The sequence below is a fragment of the Psychromonas sp. MME1 genome, assembly GCF_041080865.1.
Lineage (GTDB): Bacteria > Pseudomonadota > Gammaproteobacteria > Enterobacterales > Psychromonadaceae > Psychromonas.
Map to the genome: position 1 here is coordinate 909,530 of NZ_CP160906.1, position 17,145 is coordinate 926,674.

The following is a 17,145-nucleotide window of genomic DNA, read 5'->3' on the forward strand; positions in this document are numbered from 1 at the left end:
TGGGGGAAAATAATAGTTAGTAAAAAAACCGCCTAGAACAGAGCGTTATAGGCGGTATCAAACGGGTTAGTCGTCAGAAAGTCCCAATATAGTAAGAAGATGGATAAATATATTGAATAGATTTAAATATAAAGAGACGGTTGCGCGTATGTAGTTTGTTTCACCACCGTGAATAATGCGGCTAGTATCAAACAAAATAAAGCCAGACATAATGAGCACCACGACACTGCTAATGACCACTTGCATCATTGGAATCGCAAAGAAAAAGTTGGCAATCATTGCAATTAGCACAACGATCATACCCGCCATAAGAAAACCACCCATAAAAGAAAAATCTTTACGTGAAGTTAATACGTAGGCAGATAAAGCAAAGAAAATAAGTGCAGTTGAACCTAACGCCTGCATGATTAATGCAGGGCCATTTTCCATTGCCATGTAATGGTTAAGCATATTACCTAAAGAGGCGCCCATCACCCCGGTAAACATAAATACCCAAAACAGTCCTTTACTAGAGTCTGCTGTTTTAGAAACAACAAATAGTAAAGCGAAACCGACAAGCATTAATATTAAAGAGAAAGTTGGGCCAATATTCATGATGGTTGCAATCGTTGCTGTAACAGCTGACACCGTTAGTGTCATTGCCAGCAAAACATAAGTATTTCTTAACACTCTGTTAATAGAGATGCTGCGTCCCTGAGTCTCTGTTTGTGTGTTAAACATGGGTGAATTCATATGATCTCCAAGATAATGTTAAATAAACGGTAGTGCACCTATAGGGACAATTATTATTGTATCGCTTTTAGGTGCATGTTTAGTTCTGTAACTATCTGTATAGCAAACAATTACCTTTATAGTCAATAGATACACTATTATACAAGTATGAAATTTTCCTGCTGACTTTGCATTTAGGAGATGTATGGGTATAATGCCGCCCCCGATTAGGGTTCCATCGGGAAAGTTTAATGTTTGATAATATTTCGACAAAACTGGTAGTTAATCAATAAAATTTCAAGCGGGTTCCCTCACCCCGCACTATTTAATTAAAAAGGTCACAATATGTTAATGTTAACCACACAGCAAATGAGCCGTGCATTAGTTGTCCTCGTTGCTTTTCAAATTATAATAATTTGTGTTAGTAACTATTTAGTTCAACTTCCTTTTCAAATTTATGGCTTCCATACCACATGGGGTGCTTTTAGCTTTCCATTTGTCTATTTAGCAACGGATCTAAGCGTTCGTATTTTAGGTAAAAAAACGGCTCGAGAGATAATTTTAAAGTCAATGTTTCCCGCATTGTGTATCTCCTATGTAATGGGTGTTGTATTTAATCAGGGTGGTTTTCAAGGTGTTGCTGCACTCGCTGAATTTAATGATTTTGTTTTTCGTATCGCCTTTGCTAGTTTTACTGCTTATTTAGTTGGTCAGTTAATGGATATTACTGTCTTTGCTAAATTACGTAAAATAGGGGCTTGGTGGGTTGCGCCATCTATGTCGACTATTGTCGGAAATTTAGTTGATACGGTCGTCTTTTTTGGCGTTGCATTTTATGCTTCAAGCGATATGTTTATGGCGCAACACTGGCCGGAAATTGCAACAGTCGATTATGTGTTTAAGTTAATTGTTAGCCTTGGGTTATTTTTGCCAGCCTATGGGGTATTGTTAAAAATACTCGAGCAAAAAATAATTCAATCGCCAGTATCAAATCAAACAGTTTAAAACCATTTGTGGCTAAATGAACGAGGATTTTGATGCGACTGAACGGTTTGTTGAAGTTGTCAATATGGGATCGTCGCAATCATATTTATTAGACTGAATTTTAATTAAAACAAAACAATCGTTTAGGTATTTATTTAGCATCTGTTAATTAATGTATTGGCAATAATGGTACCATTTTTCGATTAACTGCTTATAATTCGCTTTTTGAATCTAATTGGCTATTGAAGAGAATCTAAATGTTATTAGCACCTTATTACACGAAAAATGGTAATGTAATTACGATATCTGCAACGCAAGCAAGTCATTTTGCTAAACAACAATGTCGCGATTTCAATCCAATTCATGATCCCGAATCGAAGCGCTTTTGTGTTCCCGGTGACTTATTGTTTGCACTTGCTCTGCAAGAGTATGGTTTGAGTGAAACAATGAGTTTTACTTTTACAAATATGGTGGGTGATAATGTTGGGTTGGTTTTTCCTGAGGTTGCTGGTGAAGATATTATTATTACCAATGAGCAAGGAAAAAGTGTATTAGAAATTAATCGTCAGGGAGCGAACAGTCAAGAGCCGACTCTAATCGGGTCATTGATTAAAAATTATGTGCTTTTTTCAGGACAAAATTTCCCCACATTACTCATGCCATTAATGAAAAAACACGATGTGATGTTCAATCCTGCAAGACCTTTAGTGATGTATAATAGTATGAGCTTTGCGTTTGATTCCTTATCGCTCACTAATCCGTTACATGTCAGTCTATCCGATGCAAGTTTTGAAGTGTTACCTAAACGTGCTAATAACTTTTTGAATTTTGATATTTTTGATGGTGATAAAGTTATTGGAAGGGGGGTTAAAACAATCGTTATTGCTGGATTAAAGCCCTATGACCATGAGCAAATTACAGCCTTTTCAAACGCTTATGAAGCGCGTCGGGAAGCATTTTAATTGTTAAAACTATCATTGTGCTCAATTGTTCATTCAAAAAATACATTTATTTTTTTGAATGAACAATATCCCCAACCATGAAAGTTAACCCATCATTTTTTGTTGATTAGCCAACGCACTGCTAAGAAACAGTTCTACTTTTGTTAGTGAATTTTTATTAGCACATTTTAAAGTATTAAACATAGCCCATAGATAGGGATCATCGTCATACCAACGACGTCGTTTTAAATTAAGTGGAAAATCAAATGCATTTTCCGTATCAAGTAAATTAGGCTGATATTTAGCTAACAATGCCATAACCTCTTTGATAATTGGTCCCCTCTCGATTTCAGTTAAATCTTTAAGTGTGTTTAATTTTTGACTTAAAGTTAAATGTTGATCATCCCAGCGATTCATCTGCTTCTCACTCATTTATTGAGGTAACATGGATATAGGTATAGCAGATAAAAATGATCATGTTAAATTCGTCGCATATTTTTTAATACTTACAGTTCATTTTGTAAGTTATGTCATTAGTTTAATAAAAACAGGCTGATTAGCCGCTAGAAAGGCCAATAATATTCATAAATAGTGGCGCTCTTAACACTAACTGAATCATTAATAGATGATAAACATATTTTATGTCGTTACAATTAGGTTTGATGTATATGAACAGAGGATCCTGTTGAATGATGATTGAGCAACATGTCGACGAGTTAGATATAGGTATGTATATCGTTGATATTACGACACCAAAAGGGAAATTTCATCTAGCAAAGGTTGGTTGGATCGAAAGCCCTAAGGCGATTGAGTATTTAAAATTGAAAGGTGTTGAACGTGTGCTTATCGACACTAGCAAACAACGCAGTGGAGCCATAAATAAAAAGCCACCGGTACAATCTCGTCAACAGTTGTTTAAGGAAGATGTTTTAAAAGCGAAGGCGGTGTTTGATCAATCGAAAGAAATTCAAAAAAAATTATTTTATGATGCCGAAAACGGTAATCCGTTAGATTTATCATCAGTGCAAAAAATAACTGATGAGTCTATTGATATCATTTTTAAAAACCCGGATGCGCTTGCCTGCGTATTGAATATTCGCATTAAGGATGAATATTTATTAGAGCATTCCGTTGCTGTAGCCGTGTTAATGACGATTTTTGCTTTCCGCATGAATATTGATAAAGCAATCGTAAAAGAATTGGCCATTGGTGCATTTTTACACGATGTTGGTAAAATTAAAATTCCTCCGGCAATTCTTGATAAACCGGGTAAATTAACGGAAGAAGAGTTTGCTATTATGAAAAGTCATGCTAGCCACTCCATTGAAATAATTAAAAAAACTCCAAATATCAGTGCGTTAAGCTTGGAGGTCGCAGCGTTACATCATGAGAAATTAAATGGTGAAGGTTACCCTAATGGTGTTGCAGATAAAGATATATCCATCTATGGGCGCATGATTTCAATCTGTGATATTTTTGATGCATTAACGTCGCACCGTTGTTACAAAGAAGGCTACTCGCAGGTTAAAGCCTTTGGCATTTTACGTGCTTTGGCTGAGTCTAACCAATTAGATGCAAAATTGGTTGATTCATTTATTAAATGCATTGGCGTCTATCCGGTTGGCTCTGTGGTGCAATTAGACTCTAATCGGCTGGCTGTTGTTGCTAGTCGTAATCCAGATGATCCCATTCGTCCTTTGGTTAAACCATTTTATAAATTACATCCTAAGCAATTTGAAGCTGCTAATGATATTGATTTATCGACTATACGAGATGAGCAGATTGTTAAATGTGTGCGCGTTGATGACTTCGATTTAAACATGGCTTTAGTCATGGAGTTTCTTGCAGATCAAGGTTAATTCTAGTGGCTATGATGCGTAATATGCCTTTAAAATAGACAATAGAGGGGGTAGGTGTACTTTTTATAAGCACTCAAACCATTTTATTAAATTATTTTATATTAAGCACTTGCGCTGAAATAAAACTTCTATACAATACGCCGCACTTACTTAGAAAGATAAAAAGTAATTAGCCCGGATGGTGGAATCGGTAGACACAAGGGATTTAAAATCCCTCGCCTTATGGGTGTGCGAGTTCAAGTCTCGCTCCGGGCACCAATTCAAGAGAAAGCTTCAACTTATGTTGGAGCTTTTTTTTTACCTGAAATTTATACCAAGAACATCTTATACCATTCCTTGATTGCTGTAACTTGTTGCTATAATTGCAAAATAAATAAGGTAGCGTTTATTTTAACAAGCATTAATGCGTAGATAATTATAGGGTTTGGTATTATTAATTTATTAAGGAATGTGATGACTGAATATATTGCGCTTATTATGATTGTAGCCATCGTTTATTTTGTACTAGTTCGTAATAAACCCGCACCGAAAACAGATTGGGAAAAATTGCCAGATTTTCAGGAATACCAAGCGTTGGAGAAAACACAAAATGAAAGCGGGGAGTTATGCTGTCATTATTGTGGTTGCAGCGAGACCGTAAAGCGTCCGTTGAAAAGTGAAAAAGAGAATCCTGATAAGCTCAAATTTTACCACGCCTGCACGCAATGTAAGGTCGTATTATGGCGCAGTGAATAAGCAACAGGGACTGTTTTTACTGAAGTTGTAGAGATTCGCATTTGCAATGTGTGAGTGTATAATGTGGCAAAATTGAGTGCCAAATTATGATATTAATGGGAAATTATTTTGCATACAAGCAATGAAAAGCGACTGAATAAATATATTAGTGATTCGGGTTTTTGTTCTCGTCGCGAGGCTGATAAACTGATTGAGCAACAACGTGTTCAAATTAATGGAAAAATTCCGGAATTAGGGACGAAAGTCCAAGTTGGTGATGTGGTTACAGTTAACGGTAAATGCATATCAGCTGTTGCAGAGAATAAATCAGATCGCATTTATATCGCCTACAATAAACCAATTGGTATTACCTGCACCACGGAGCGTAATGTACATGGCAATATTATTGATGCGGTGAAACATAAAGAGCGTATATTCCCCATCGGGCGTTTAGATAAACCGTCGGAAGGATTAATTTTTTTAACAAGTGATGGTGATATCGTAAATAAAATATTGCGTGCTGAAAATGCGCATGACAAAGAGTATCAAGTGACCGTTGATAAACCTCTAAGTGAACGATTTGTTGAGCGTATGCAGCGCGGCGTTCCTATCCTTGATACGATTACTAAGCCCTGTGTCGTTAAAGTTCAGAGTCGCTTTGTTTTTACTATTATATTAACGCAGGGGTTAAATCGGCAAATACGCCGAATGTGTGAATATTTAGGATATGAAGTGACCAAATTAAAGCGCACTCGTATCATGAACGTCAAGTTAGATAAATTAAAACCGGGACAATGGCGTAATCTTAGTGAACATGAAATGGATGAAATTAACCAAGCCGTTGCTTCATCTTCAAAAACAGCGTTAGATACTGCCTTACCTAAAAAACAGTTCAATAGTGACCATGAAAAGCCGCAAAAGAGTGCTAAAAAAATTTTTGTTAATGACAAAAAAAAGCGTGTTATTGCAAATGATAAGAGTAAACGTACATTAAAGTTAAATCGTTAATGAGTATCAGTGAATTTGATTTAATCGGGCAATATTTTAAAAATAACGTCGCCCTCGTAGATAATGATGTTTGTGTCGGGATTGGTGATGATTGCGCTATTTTAGATGTACCAGATGGTTTTCAATTGGCCGTTAGTACGGATACACTGGTTAGTGATGTGCATTTTTTTGCTGATGTTGATCCCTTTAGATTGGGTTATAAAGCGCTTGCAGTAAATCTGAGTGATTTAGCCGCGATGGGAGCTACGCCTAAGTGGGTATCCTTAGCAATCACCCTACCGGAAGTTAATGAGCAATGGCTTGCTGAGTTTTCTCGAGGCTTTTTTACATTAGCGAATCAACATCGGGTTAGCCTCATTGGTGGTGATACGACTCATGGCCCATTATCAATTACAATTTCGGTGAAAGGTATTGTCCCCCGTGGTCAAGCGTTGCTGCGTAATAAGGCCAGTGTGGGTGAACTTATCTGTGTTTCTGGCAACTTAGGCGATGGTGCATTAGGTCTCGATGCTAAACAATTAAAATGTGCGCTGAGTAGCCCTGAATTGTTTATTGATGCATTGGAGATAACGCAACCTCGTATAGAGCTGGGCCTTGTATTGCGCTCTTTGGCGAGTAGTTGTATTGATATTTCAGATGGATTAATACAGGATTTACAGCACATTTTGCAAGCTTCACACTGCTCTGCCAATGTTCATATTGATAAATTACCCTTTTCACCAGCAATGCGAAATGAGATTAATATGGGGGCGATAAATTGTCAGCAAGCTTCTCAGTATGCTTTAACAGGGGGCGATGATTATGAGTTACTTTTTACCATTGCTAGTGAAAAATTGCCGCAATTAACGATGCAAATGCAAAAAGCTGAAATGCATGATATCACTGTTAAAGTTATCGGAGAGATAACCGAACCGACATCTCCTCAGGTCGCTCTCTTTGAAAATAACAAATCAGTCTCTTTTATGACCCAAGGCTGGGATCATTTTAAATAAGGTTAATATAATGAAACGTGATGACTTAAATGGGTTGAAAATTTCTAATCCTATTCATTTTACTGCTGTTGGATTTGGCAGTGGGTTAGCGAAAAAAGCGCCAGGAACATTTGGCACCTTAGCTGCAATGCCTATCTACTATTTTTTATCTTTTCTCTCCGTTGAATTATATATTGGAATTTTGATTCTAAGCAGTGCCATCGGTATTTGGATTTGTCAGGTTACGAGTCGTGATATGGGGGTACATGATCATAAAGCGATTGTCTGGGATGAATTTGTTGGTTATTGGATCACGATGTTTATGGTGCCTTTTTCTATCAAATGGGCTATTGTCGGGTTTGTTCTGTTTCGTTTTTTTGATATTGTTAAACCATACCCTATTTCCTGGTTAGATAAAAAAGTCCATGGTGGCCTCGGTATTATGATTGATGATATTTTGGCGGGCGTGTTTGCCGCTGTCCTATTACAATACCTCATTCATATCTATAATTAATTATATGTTGCGCTTGTTATTACAGTTATTTCAGTTTGTTGTTATCTTTACTGCCCCTTCTCTCTTTTATGATGTGCTTGCGGAAGAAAGGGACGGGGGAGCGACAGTCGAAATCCAACAAAGCCCAGTCGGTAACGGTACACCCGAAGTGCAGATTGCTGTTGCAGATATTCCTCTTTATTTTTCTCCCTATGCAATGTCTCCTTTAGAGGCTCAATATGCACATTTATTTTTTGATCCCTTAGTGCGTTGGTCTACGCATAAAGAGTTAGAAAAACGTTTAGTGAGTGGCTGGCTGTTACTAAAACCCGGGGTTATTCGTTTTTTTTTAAAAAAAGAGATTAGTTTTCATTCCGGTAATAAATTAAGTAGCGATGATGTTATTTGGACGCTTGATCAAATTCGTAAAACCCCTCATGCAAAAGCTTTTTTTACAGGTATCCTTAAGATAGAAAAAGTCGATCAGCATAGCTTTGATCTACATACAGATTTGTCTGAAGATCAATTATTAGATTATCTGGCGCATTTTTTTGTTTTAGACCATGCATTTTATGAATCACATAATATCACCATGAATAATAGTCAAGATATCGTCAACTTTAATAGTAAAACACTGCCTATTTCTGGTTCAGGCCCCTATAAAATAAACCAATATAATCCATTATTACATCTACGTGTCGTTAGTAATGATAAATATTGGGGGGAAACTAATGTAATTGCAGGTTTTAATTTTATTAGGATACACTCAGCGAATTCTCGTTTATATGCATTACTTGCCGAAGATGTTGATATATGTGAATCGATGGCTAAAAAAGATATTGATACCGTTAGCCATGCCCCATCTAAAAAATTAGTAGAAATATCTTCATCGGAAGTTGTTTTTTTAACCATTAGTGATAAACGATCTAATGTGTTTAAACGCCGAGTTGCAAGAGATGCCGTTGCTTTGTCGATCAATAAAATGGGCATGTTAAAGCACATTGTTAATAATCTAGGGAGTGTAAAACCCTATTTTACTGCGCAGCAAAATATAGGAGATAAAGAAAATAAAGAGTTGCTTGAATATGATGCCAGAACTGCGAGAAATATTTTTTCTAAAATAACGATGCCAGCGGAGCTGCATTTATTAGTGTTAGTCGATAAAGCGGGTAATACAGCACAAATCGCCCGTGCTTTATTAAATATGATGCAAAAAGTGTCTATTAAACTGACCATTACAGAGGTCTCGGATTTACAAAAATGGAACGCAATGTCCGGTGATTATGACTTTACTTTATCTTCATGGCAATTTCCGTTGTTAAATCGAGATAACATTTACCAACACTTATTTACGGATAGCCCATTAAGTCAATATATCGACGCACTGTTTGCTGAATCGCTTAGTGATAATACACTCGCCAGTAAAATATCACTGTTTGAGCAAAGTCAAGAATCACAATGGATCATGCCTTTGTTATTTTTAAATACAGTATGGGCCAGTGATGATAAATATGATTTAGCATCCATATTTTCCATTAACAGTATCCCATACTGGCATTTATTAACAGTAAATAAGCCATAATAGCAATTGCTATATATTAATTATAATAGGCCTGAATTTGCTCTGTGATGCCTTCGCTATCTAGTTTTAATAAATGGTAAATTTGTTGCTGGGTTCCCTGTTCAATAAATTGATCTGGTATGCCAATGTTTAAAACGGGTAAAATAATTTTATTAGCCATAAAGTATTCATTTACGGCGGAACCTGGCCTCCCGCAATACTATTTTCTTCAATAGTTACAAACTGAGAATGATGATCACTGAGCTCTTTGAGTAGCACCTTATCCAGGGGTTTTACAAAGCGCATATCAATGAGCGTAGCATTTAATTTTTCAGCGACAGGTAATGCTTGTTGCAGTAAGGTGCCAAAACATAAAATGGCTAATTTTTCCCCTTCACGTATGCGTTTTGCTTTACCGATAGGTAGTTTTTGCATTGATTGACTTACAGGTACGCCGGCACCAACGCCACGAGGGTAACGAACCGCTGCAGGTGTATTAAGTGTGTGGCCTGTATATAGCATGTCTCGGCACTCTTGCTCATCGGAGGGTGTCATAACAACTAAATTAGGGATACAGCGTAGAAAACTTAAATCGAATGCTCCTTGGTGAGTCGGTCCATCTGGGCCGACAATGCCTGCTCTGTCAATCGCAAATAATACACCTAGATTTTGAATTGCAACATCATGGATGAGTTGATCATAGGCGCGTTGTAGAAAACTGGAATATATTGCAACAATAGGGTGTAACCCTGCGATAGCCATACCTGCAGCGAGTGTAACAGCATGTTGTTCTGCAATGGCAACATCAAAATATTTGTCAGGATGTTTTTTTGAGAAACTAACCATGCCAGAGCCTTCTCGCATCGCCGGAGTGATAGCGGTTAATTTTTCGTCTTGATCTGCCATATCATTTAACCACTCTCCAAATATTTGTGAGAAAGTCGGTGTGTTCGAAACAGATTTTGGCAATTCTTGATCGGGTGTAAATTTTGGAACCGCATGGTAACGGATAGGGTCCAATTCCGCTTGTTTATAGCCCTTCCCTTTTTTCGTCATAAGGTGTAAAAATTGAGGCCCTGAATGGTTACGCATATTGCTTAATGTTTCAACTAAATCAATAACATTATGCCCATCCATTGGACCGATATAATTAAATCCGAACTCTTCAAAGATAGTGGCAGGGGAGACCATTCCTTTTAGGTGTTCTTCTGTTCGTTTTGCGAACTCTTTAATGGGGGGAATGGTTGATAGGACTTTTTTACTACCTTCGCGTAATTGCGTATAAAGATTGCCAGATAAGATTTTGGCGAGATGATTGTTGAGTGCACCGACATTTTCAGAGATAGACATTTCATTATCATTGAGAACTACTAACATATCATTATGCAGAGCACCTGCATGATTTAATGCTTCAAAGGCCATTCCTGCGGTAATTGCACCATCACCAATAATAGCAACAACCTTACGATTTTGTTGTTCTTTTTCTGCCGCAATTGCCATTCCAAGTGCAGCACCAATAGAGGTTGATGAATGTCCAACACTGAGCACATCATATTCGCTTTCTTCCCGCCATGGGAAAGGGTGTAAGCCTTTAAAGGTGCGAATGCTATGCATTTGGTCCCGACGACCCGTTAAAATTTTATGTGGGTAGGCTTGATGGCCGACATCAAAAATAAGGTGGTCAAAAGGGGTACGATAAACATAGTGTAGTGCCACGGTTAATTCTACTACACCAAGCCCTGATGCTAAGTGTCCACTGCTTTGGCTAACTGTTTTGAGTAAAAACTGGCGTAACTCATTACAAAAGGCGGGGAGTTGCTGTTTTTTTAATAAACGCAACTCTTCGGGGTAATTAATATTAGCAAGCAAAGGGTAGTTTTTTAAATCCAAAGGCATAATAATTCGTCGCGTTTATAAATTTGATAAAAGATGAAAGCATTAATGCTGATTATACCCATGGTACTTCAATATGCAAAGTCAGCAAGAAAAGCATGCTGAAATACAAGCAAGTACGTGACGAGGCATATTGAGGTATCACAGGTATAGTAGTGTAAGTAAAGTGTATTAATATCCCCGTTCATCATAAGGTGGACTAGGATAGGTCCTATCGATTCTCTCTTTATGACATATTGAGCAAAGGATTCAAGTAATTCAGTATTATAGGGCAATTGCGTTAAAGCATGAAGTGCTTCTTGATACAGATATTCTGATTTTTCTATTGCGCCTGCGAGGCCAAGTAGGGCCGGGTAGGTCGATTTATTTAATTGAATATCCGATCCCTGCGGTTTACCGAGAGTTTTAGTATCACCTGTGATATCTAAAATATCATCCTGTACCTGAAAGGCTAAACCAATCGCACGTGCAAAATTATGCAATAGTTGTCTGTGTTCACATGGTAAATCAACTTTACTTAGCGCAGCTAGTTCTACTGCTGCTATTATTAAAGCACCGGTCTTCGCATTGTGTATCTTTTCAAGGGCAGTTAAGTCAATTTTTTTATTTTCGGCTTGGAGGTCTAAAGATTGACCTGCGCACATGCCATTATCACCGGAAGCTTTGGCAAGCCGGTTTATCATCGTCAGCTGTGTTTGTGCAGAGAGCCCAGCATTCGCTGTAGATAATATATCAAAAGCCAATGTTTGTAGTGCGTCACCAGCTAAAATAGCGGTCGCATCATTAAACTTTTTGTGGCAAGTGGGTTTACCTCGACGCAAGTCATCATCATCCATAGCTGGTAAATCGTCATGAATTAGCGAATATGCATGGATACATTCTATGGCGCAGGCGATAGGATCTAAGGTGGTTAATTTAGTTCCTAACATATTACCCACGATATAAACGAGAATAGGGCGTATGCGTTTGCCACCCAGTAAAGCGCCATAAGCCATTGCTTCGTTTAATTGAGCAGAGATTGGAGCATTTTGGTTAATATAATGTTCTAGTTGTGAGTTAACACGGTTTTGATAACGGGTGTTTATTTCAACAAGTTGTATCATAGATTTTACTATATTCACTTTTATATAATTGAAAAATTTCAGCTTGCTATCATTCTGTGACCAGAGTCGTTATAGCAATGGCAATAAAGAACTTAACCATTAAATGGTTGTAAAACCGCTTGTTCGTCTTGTTGCATTAATATTTTTACCTGTTGTTGGGCATCTTGCAACTTTTGCGAGTTACTGCGAGCGAGCGAAATGCCTCTTTCAAATTGTTTTAACGCATCCTCTAAAGGTAGATCGCCGTTTTCTAAGTGATTCACAATAGTTTGTAATTCAGTAATTGCTTCTTCATAAAGCATATTTTCAGGTTTCTTTAATGCCATGGAACGCTCATTTAGCTAAAATTTAAAGAGTACCGTGCCTAGCCAATAAGTCAATTACTGTTAAGGTAAATCTTTTATAAAGGGGGAAGATGTGATCTATTTCTGTTTGAATGTAAAAAATTAATAAAGATCATGGCAGCTTACCTGTAATATAAGCGAAAATAGATATACTCAACAAATTAATTCATTGAATGAAATTAATAAACGCTAACGGTATTATTCAGCGTTCTTGAAATCTAACCACTCAGTGTTGATTGGGTGTCTGTTTCGCATTTTCTGAATGTTGGATTGTTTTACATTTACTTAAAGGAATATTTTGTGGATTTAGCAACCCTTATTGGCCTCATCGGTAGTTTTGCATTTGTCATCATGGCGATGATATTAGGTGGTAACATTGGGATGTTTATAGACACCGTCTCAATATTAATCGTATTGGGTGGTTCATTATTCGTGGTTATGATGAAATATAATCTCAGCCAGTTTATTGGCGCTGTCAAAATCGCCATAAAAGCGTTTATGTTTAAAACAGACTCTGCGGAAGAGTTGATTAGCAAATCGGTGGAAATGGCTGACGCAGCTCGTAAAGGGGGCTTTTTAGCACTTGAAGAGGCTGAGATTAATAATCCTTTTATGCGTAAGGGGATTGATATGTTAGTCGATGGGCATGACGCTGATGTGGTGAGAAGTACGCTGGAAAATGATATCCGTTTAACGGCAGCAAGGCATGAATCTGGCGCAGAAATATTTAAACAGTTTGGTGACGTTGCTCCTGCTATGGGGATGATCGGTACTTTGGTTGGCTTAGTGGCAATGCTATCTAACATGGATGATCCTAAATCCATTGGACCTGCAATGGCCGTAGCACTATTAACAACACTATACGGTGCCGTTATAGCGAATATGATGGCCATTCCTATTTCTGATAAATTAAAATTAAGAGCGGCGGAAGAAGCGTTGAATAAAAATTTAATTCTTGATGGAATATTAGGTATTCAAGATGGTCAAAATCCACGTGTTATTGAAGGTGTGCTAAGAAATTATTTACCTGAATCAAAACGAAGTATTGATACAACAGATGAAGCGGGTAATTAACAATGGCTGATCAGGAATGTCCAAAATGTCCCCCAGAGGGGTTGCCCGCATGGATGGGCACATTTGCTGATTTAATGTCATTGCTTATGTGTTTCTTTGTTTTGCTATTATCATTTTCAGAAATGGATGTGCTCAAATTTAAGCAGATTGCAGGCTCAATGAAAAATGCCTTTGGTGTACAAACAAATTTAGAAGTTAAAGATATTCCAAAAGGTACCTCCGTTATTGCGCAAGAGTTCCGTCCAGGTAAACCAGATCCAACCCCGATTGAAGTTATCATGCAACAAACTATTGAGATGACAAAAGCAAAACTCGATTTTAAAGAGGGTGATTCGAATAATAGCGGTGGACAAACTAAAATCCAAGCACCAAAGCAAGATGCGCCCGATGAAAGTGAGTCAGATAACATTAATGAGCCACTGGATTCAACGGATTTAGAGTCGCAAGAGCAGCAGCAAGAGGAAGAACAGCAAGATGAAGCAATGGATGAGCCTGTCGAAAATCTTATCCAAGCTCCGGGCGTTTCTGCCGATCATGGCTTAGCGAGCAAAGTTGCCAAAGATTTACGTGAAGAGATTAATGATGGTGCTATTGAAATAGAGTCATTAGGTCAGCAGTTAATTATTCGTATTCGTGAAAAAGGGGCATTTCCATCGGGATCTGCTTTTTTACAACCTCGTTTTCGCCCCGTTATTAGCAAAGTTGGCAAGGTACTCGTTGATGTCCCTGGGGTGATTACTATTTCTGGCCATACTGACAGTGAACCTGTTCATTCAGAATTATATCGCTCGAACTGGGATCTTTCCGCACAGCGTGCTGTTTCAGTAGCACATGAAATGTTAAAGGTAAAAGGGATGAAAGGTAAAGAGTTGGTCGTTGCTGGTTATGCGAACACTAAGCCTTTAACTAAAGGGAAAAGTATCGCTGAGCGTCGCCGTAATCGCCGTGTTGAAATCATGGTTATGCAGGGAGAAGCTAAAGAAAGTGATCCGATAGGCTTACCGGCGAATTAATATTTTCGTATCTATAGCGTATTTATGGTTAATTTCTGTATAGTACGGCATTCCTTAATTGATAGTAGTTATTGCATCTATAAGCAGATTTACAGTCTGCTTTTATTTAAATCATTTATTAAAGTATCAGTAGAAAATGAAAATTCCGAAAAGATTACAGCCACTTGTTGATGATGGATTAGTTGACAAAGTATTACGTCAATTAATGAGTGGCAAAGAAGCAACGGTTTATGTTGTCCAGTGTGGGGAATTTATTCGTTGTGCAAAGGTATATAAAGAAGCCTCTAAGCGAAGTTTCAAACAGGCGGTTTTATATACCGAAGGTCGTAAAGTACGTAGCGGGCGTCGAGCGCGTGCAATGGAAAAAAATTCTAAATTTGGTCGCGAACAGCAAGAAAATATTTGGCAGAATGCAGAAGTCGATGCCCTTTATAAATTAGATGCTGTTGGGGTACGTGTACCCAAGCCTTATGGCTGTTTTGAAGGCGTGTTGTTAATGGATTTAATCACTGATACACAGGGCTTTGCTGCACCTCGTTTGAATGATGTTTCGATGTCAAAGGAACAGGCGATAGAAGATCACCTTGAAATGATGCAATATGTTGTGGCCATGCTTAGTGTTGGTATTATTCACGGTGACTTATCTGAATTTAATGTGTTAGTAGACGAATGGACCGGTTATTATTGACCTACCGCAGGCAGTTGATGCTGCTGCTAATAATAACGCGAAGCGAATGCTGCTAAGAGATGTTGAAAATATGAAACGCTATTATTCGCAATTTGCGCCAGAGTTATCACATACTAAGTATGGCGAAGAGATCTGGCAGCGCTATGAAGCCGGTGAATTATCCGTTAATACGGTGTTAACGGGGGAATTTGTTGAACCAGACAATGCGGTCGATGTTGATAATGTTATGAATGAGATAATGACAGCGCGTGATGAATATCAAGAGAAGCAGCAACGCTTAGTGGAGGCAGAGCTTTAATCTATTCAATTTCCACTCTTTAATTATTCTACTTGGTGGTATATTTATCATATATATTAAGTAGAATAATTACCCATTCGCTAGTTTATTAGTATCCTTATGACTCTATCACTTTTTTTAATAGTATAATTAATCCCAAAACAGGCACGCCAATTAATGCTGAACTAATAAAAAAGTTTATATAGCCCCAGTGATCCACATAAATCCCTGAAAAACCAGCAATAAACTTAGGAAAGAGCAACATCATTGAACTAAATAGGGCATATTGCGTGGCTGAAAATTCAATATTGGTTAGTTTAGAAATGTAGGTAATGAATGCTGTTGTTGCAATACCTGCACTGATATTATCCATCGAGATAATTGCCGTTAATAGCAGTAAATCTTTTCCAACAAAAGCTAAGACAGCAAAAATCAAATTGGTGATCACAACCAGAAATGCCCCTAAAAACAGTATCGAATAGGTGCTATAGCGAGTTAATAAAATCCCTCCTAAACCTGCGCCTACAAGGGTCATGATCACGCCAAATACCTTTGATATAGCCGCTACTTCGCCCTTGCTATAGCCCATATCGACATAGAAGGGGTTAGCCATGATGCCCATGACAATATCGGATATGCGGTAACTACCAATGAGAAGTAATATCAATATTGCATTCTTGCCATAGCGTTGAAAAAAATCAGTGAAGGGTTGAATTATCGCTATGCTTAACCAAGCTAAAAAATGAGCGAGGATGGACGGCAGATGTTGGTATTTTAATTTTTGTTCAAGTTTCTGTGCGTTTATTTGCTGTGAGTTTTGATAAGTGGGTTCATGGCAAATGAATGTGGTAACAATACCTACCCCCATGCATAGCGCCATAACCAGATAGGATGTTGACCAAGCAGATAATTGATAAGCATCACTACTGCTTGCCCAAGCAGCTATTGCTAAAGAGCCAGCTCCCGCCATGATCATGGCAAGTCGGTAACCAGTCATATAAGCTGCAGCCATCGCTGCTTGAAGCTTTTCTGGAGCAGATTCAATACGATAGGCGTCGATGACAATATCTTGTGTAGCAGAACTATAGGCAACAATAATAGCAAAAATAGCGAATGCAGTAAGATTTTGTTGAGGATCGCTTAGAGCCATGCCTAATAGTGATAAGACAATAGCAAGTTGTGAAAATAATAGCCATGCTCTACGTCGTCCTAACCAGTTGGTTAGAAAGGGTAATGCTAAACGATCTACGAAGGGAGCCCATATCCATTTAAATGCATATGCTAGCGCTATCCAACTAAAAAAACCGATACTTGCACGGCTAACATCAGCTTCTCTTAACCAAAAAGAGAGTGTTGAAAAAACAAGTAAAATTGGTAAGCCTGCGGAGAAACCGAAGAAAAAGAGGATCACGACTCGTTTTTCAAGGTAGACCTTACAATTTTCCAGCCAGGACTGCGATTCGCTCATATTCGTCGCTCTCTAATAAACCTAGGTGTAATAAACAAAAGGG

General features: G+C 37.9%; 14 protein-coding genes, 1 tRNA gene and 3 pseudogenes. 12 read left to right on the top strand and 6 right to left on the bottom strand.

Annotation, left to right across the window (positions count from 1 at the left end):
* Positions 1-66: 66 nt before the first annotated feature.
* Positions 67-732, bottom strand: a complete 666-nt coding sequence (locus tag AB2N10_RS04305) for a Bax inhibitor-1/YccA family protein (protein ID WP_354625607.1) — start codon at positions 730-732, stop codon at positions 67-69.
* A 324-nt stretch (positions 733-1,056) separates the two neighbouring features.
* Between AB2N10_RS04305 and AB2N10_RS04310 the strand changes: the two genes are divergently transcribed.
* The gene (locus AB2N10_RS04310; protein WP_354625608.1) at positions 1,057-1,716 is read left to right on the top strand and encodes a 7-cyano-7-deazaguanine/7-aminomethyl-7-deazaguanine transporter; all 660 of its coding nucleotides are present in this window, start codon (positions 1,057-1,059) and stop codon (positions 1,714-1,716) included.
* A 236-nt stretch (positions 1,717-1,952) separates the two neighbouring features.
* Entirely contained in the window at positions 1,953-2,657 is a 705-nt protein-coding gene (locus AB2N10_RS04315; protein ID WP_354625609.1) for a DUF3581 domain-containing protein, read from the top strand.
* Positions 2,658-2,741: 84 nt separating this feature from the next.
* On the opposite strand, the gene AB2N10_RS04320 is transcribed toward AB2N10_RS04315, so the two are convergent.
* On the bottom strand, positions 2,742-3,068 hold the full coding sequence (locus tag AB2N10_RS04320; protein ID WP_369434375.1) for a hypothetical protein: 327 nt from the start codon (positions 3,066-3,068) through the stop codon (positions 2,742-2,744).
* A gap of 257 nt (positions 3,069-3,325) precedes the next feature.
* On the opposite strand from AB2N10_RS04320, the gene AB2N10_RS04325 reads away from it, so the two are divergent.
* The 7 genes from AB2N10_RS04325 to AB2N10_RS04355 all read left to right on the top strand — a co-directional run bounded on the left by AB2N10_RS04325 (position 3,326) and on the right by AB2N10_RS04355 (position 9,263).
* On the top strand, positions 3,326-4,495 hold the full coding sequence (locus tag AB2N10_RS04325; protein WP_354625611.1) for an HD-GYP domain-containing protein: 1,170 nt from the start codon (positions 3,326-3,328) through the stop codon (positions 4,493-4,495).
* A gap of 172 nt (positions 4,496-4,667) precedes the next feature.
* Positions 4,668-4,753 (top strand) — tRNA-Leu (locus AB2N10_RS04330).
* 195 nt (positions 4,754-4,948) lie between these two features.
* Complete coding sequence (locus AB2N10_RS04335) at positions 4,949-5,230, top strand: hypothetical protein (protein WP_354625612.1); 282 nt, start codon at positions 4,949-4,951, stop codon at positions 5,228-5,230.
* 108 nt (positions 5,231-5,338) lie between these two features.
* Entirely contained in the window at positions 5,339-6,217 is an 879-nt protein-coding gene (gene rluF, locus AB2N10_RS04340) for a 23S rRNA pseudouridine(2604) synthase RluF (protein ID WP_354625613.1), read from the top strand.
* A complete protein-coding gene (gene thiL / locus AB2N10_RS04345) occupies positions 6,217-7,209 on the top strand; it encodes a thiamine-phosphate kinase (protein ID WP_354625614.1) in 993 nt (330 codons plus the stop codon). The genes rluF and thiL overlap by 1 nt, the downstream gene beginning before the upstream one ends.
* A gap of 10 nt (positions 7,210-7,219) precedes the next feature.
* Positions 7,220-7,702: a phosphatidylglycerophosphatase A gene (locus tag AB2N10_RS04350; protein ID WP_354625615.1), complete on the top strand. Its 483-nt coding sequence runs from the start codon at positions 7,220-7,222 to the stop codon at positions 7,700-7,702.
* A 13-nt stretch (positions 7,703-7,715) separates the two neighbouring features.
* On the top strand, positions 7,716-9,263 hold the full coding sequence (locus AB2N10_RS04355; protein ID WP_369434376.1) for an ABC transporter substrate-binding protein: 1,548 nt from the start codon (positions 7,716-7,718) through the stop codon (positions 9,261-9,263).
* Between the two features lie 16 nt (positions 9,264-9,279).
* Here the strand turns inward: AB2N10_RS04355 and dxs are convergent.
* The 3 genes and pseudogenes from dxs to xseB form a co-directional block, all read right to left on the bottom strand.
* Positions 9,280-11,138, bottom strand: a pseudogene (gene dxs / locus AB2N10_RS04360) (1-deoxy-D-xylulose-5-phosphate synthase).
* Positions 11,139-11,356: 218 nt separating this feature from the next.
* Positions 11,357-12,238, bottom strand: a pseudogene (ispA, locus tag AB2N10_RS04365) ((2E,6E)-farnesyl diphosphate synthase); the annotation flags it as partial.
* Positions 12,239-12,330: 92 nt separating this feature from the next.
* Positions 12,331-12,564, bottom strand: coding sequence for an exodeoxyribonuclease VII small subunit (gene xseB, locus AB2N10_RS04370; protein WP_354625619.1), 234 nt, complete (start codon positions 12,562-12,564; stop codon positions 12,331-12,333).
* 318 nt (positions 12,565-12,882) lie between these two features.
* Here xseB and pomA point away from each other — a divergent pair, with 318 nt between their 5' ends.
* From pomA to AB2N10_RS04385, 3 genes and pseudogenes are all read left to right on the top strand, one after another.
* A complete protein-coding gene (pomA, locus tag AB2N10_RS04375; protein ID WP_354625620.1) occupies positions 12,883-13,656 on the top strand; it encodes a flagellar motor protein PomA in 774 nt (257 codons plus the stop codon).
* Between the two features lie 2 nt (positions 13,657-13,658).
* Positions 13,659-14,669, top strand: coding sequence for a flagellar motor protein MotB (locus AB2N10_RS04380; protein ID WP_354625621.1), 1,011 nt, complete (start codon positions 13,659-13,661; stop codon positions 14,667-14,669).
* Between the two features lie 136 nt (positions 14,670-14,805).
* Positions 14,806-15,655: pseudogene (locus AB2N10_RS04385) on the top strand (PA4780 family RIO1-like protein kinase).
* A 97-nt stretch (positions 15,656-15,752) separates the two neighbouring features.
* Here the strand turns inward: AB2N10_RS04385 and AB2N10_RS04390 are convergent.
* Positions 15,753-17,102: an MFS transporter gene (locus tag AB2N10_RS04390; RefSeq protein ID WP_369434377.1), complete on the bottom strand. Its 1,350-nt coding sequence runs from the start codon at positions 17,100-17,102 to the stop codon at positions 15,753-15,755.
* Positions 17,103-17,145 lie beyond the last annotated feature (43 nt).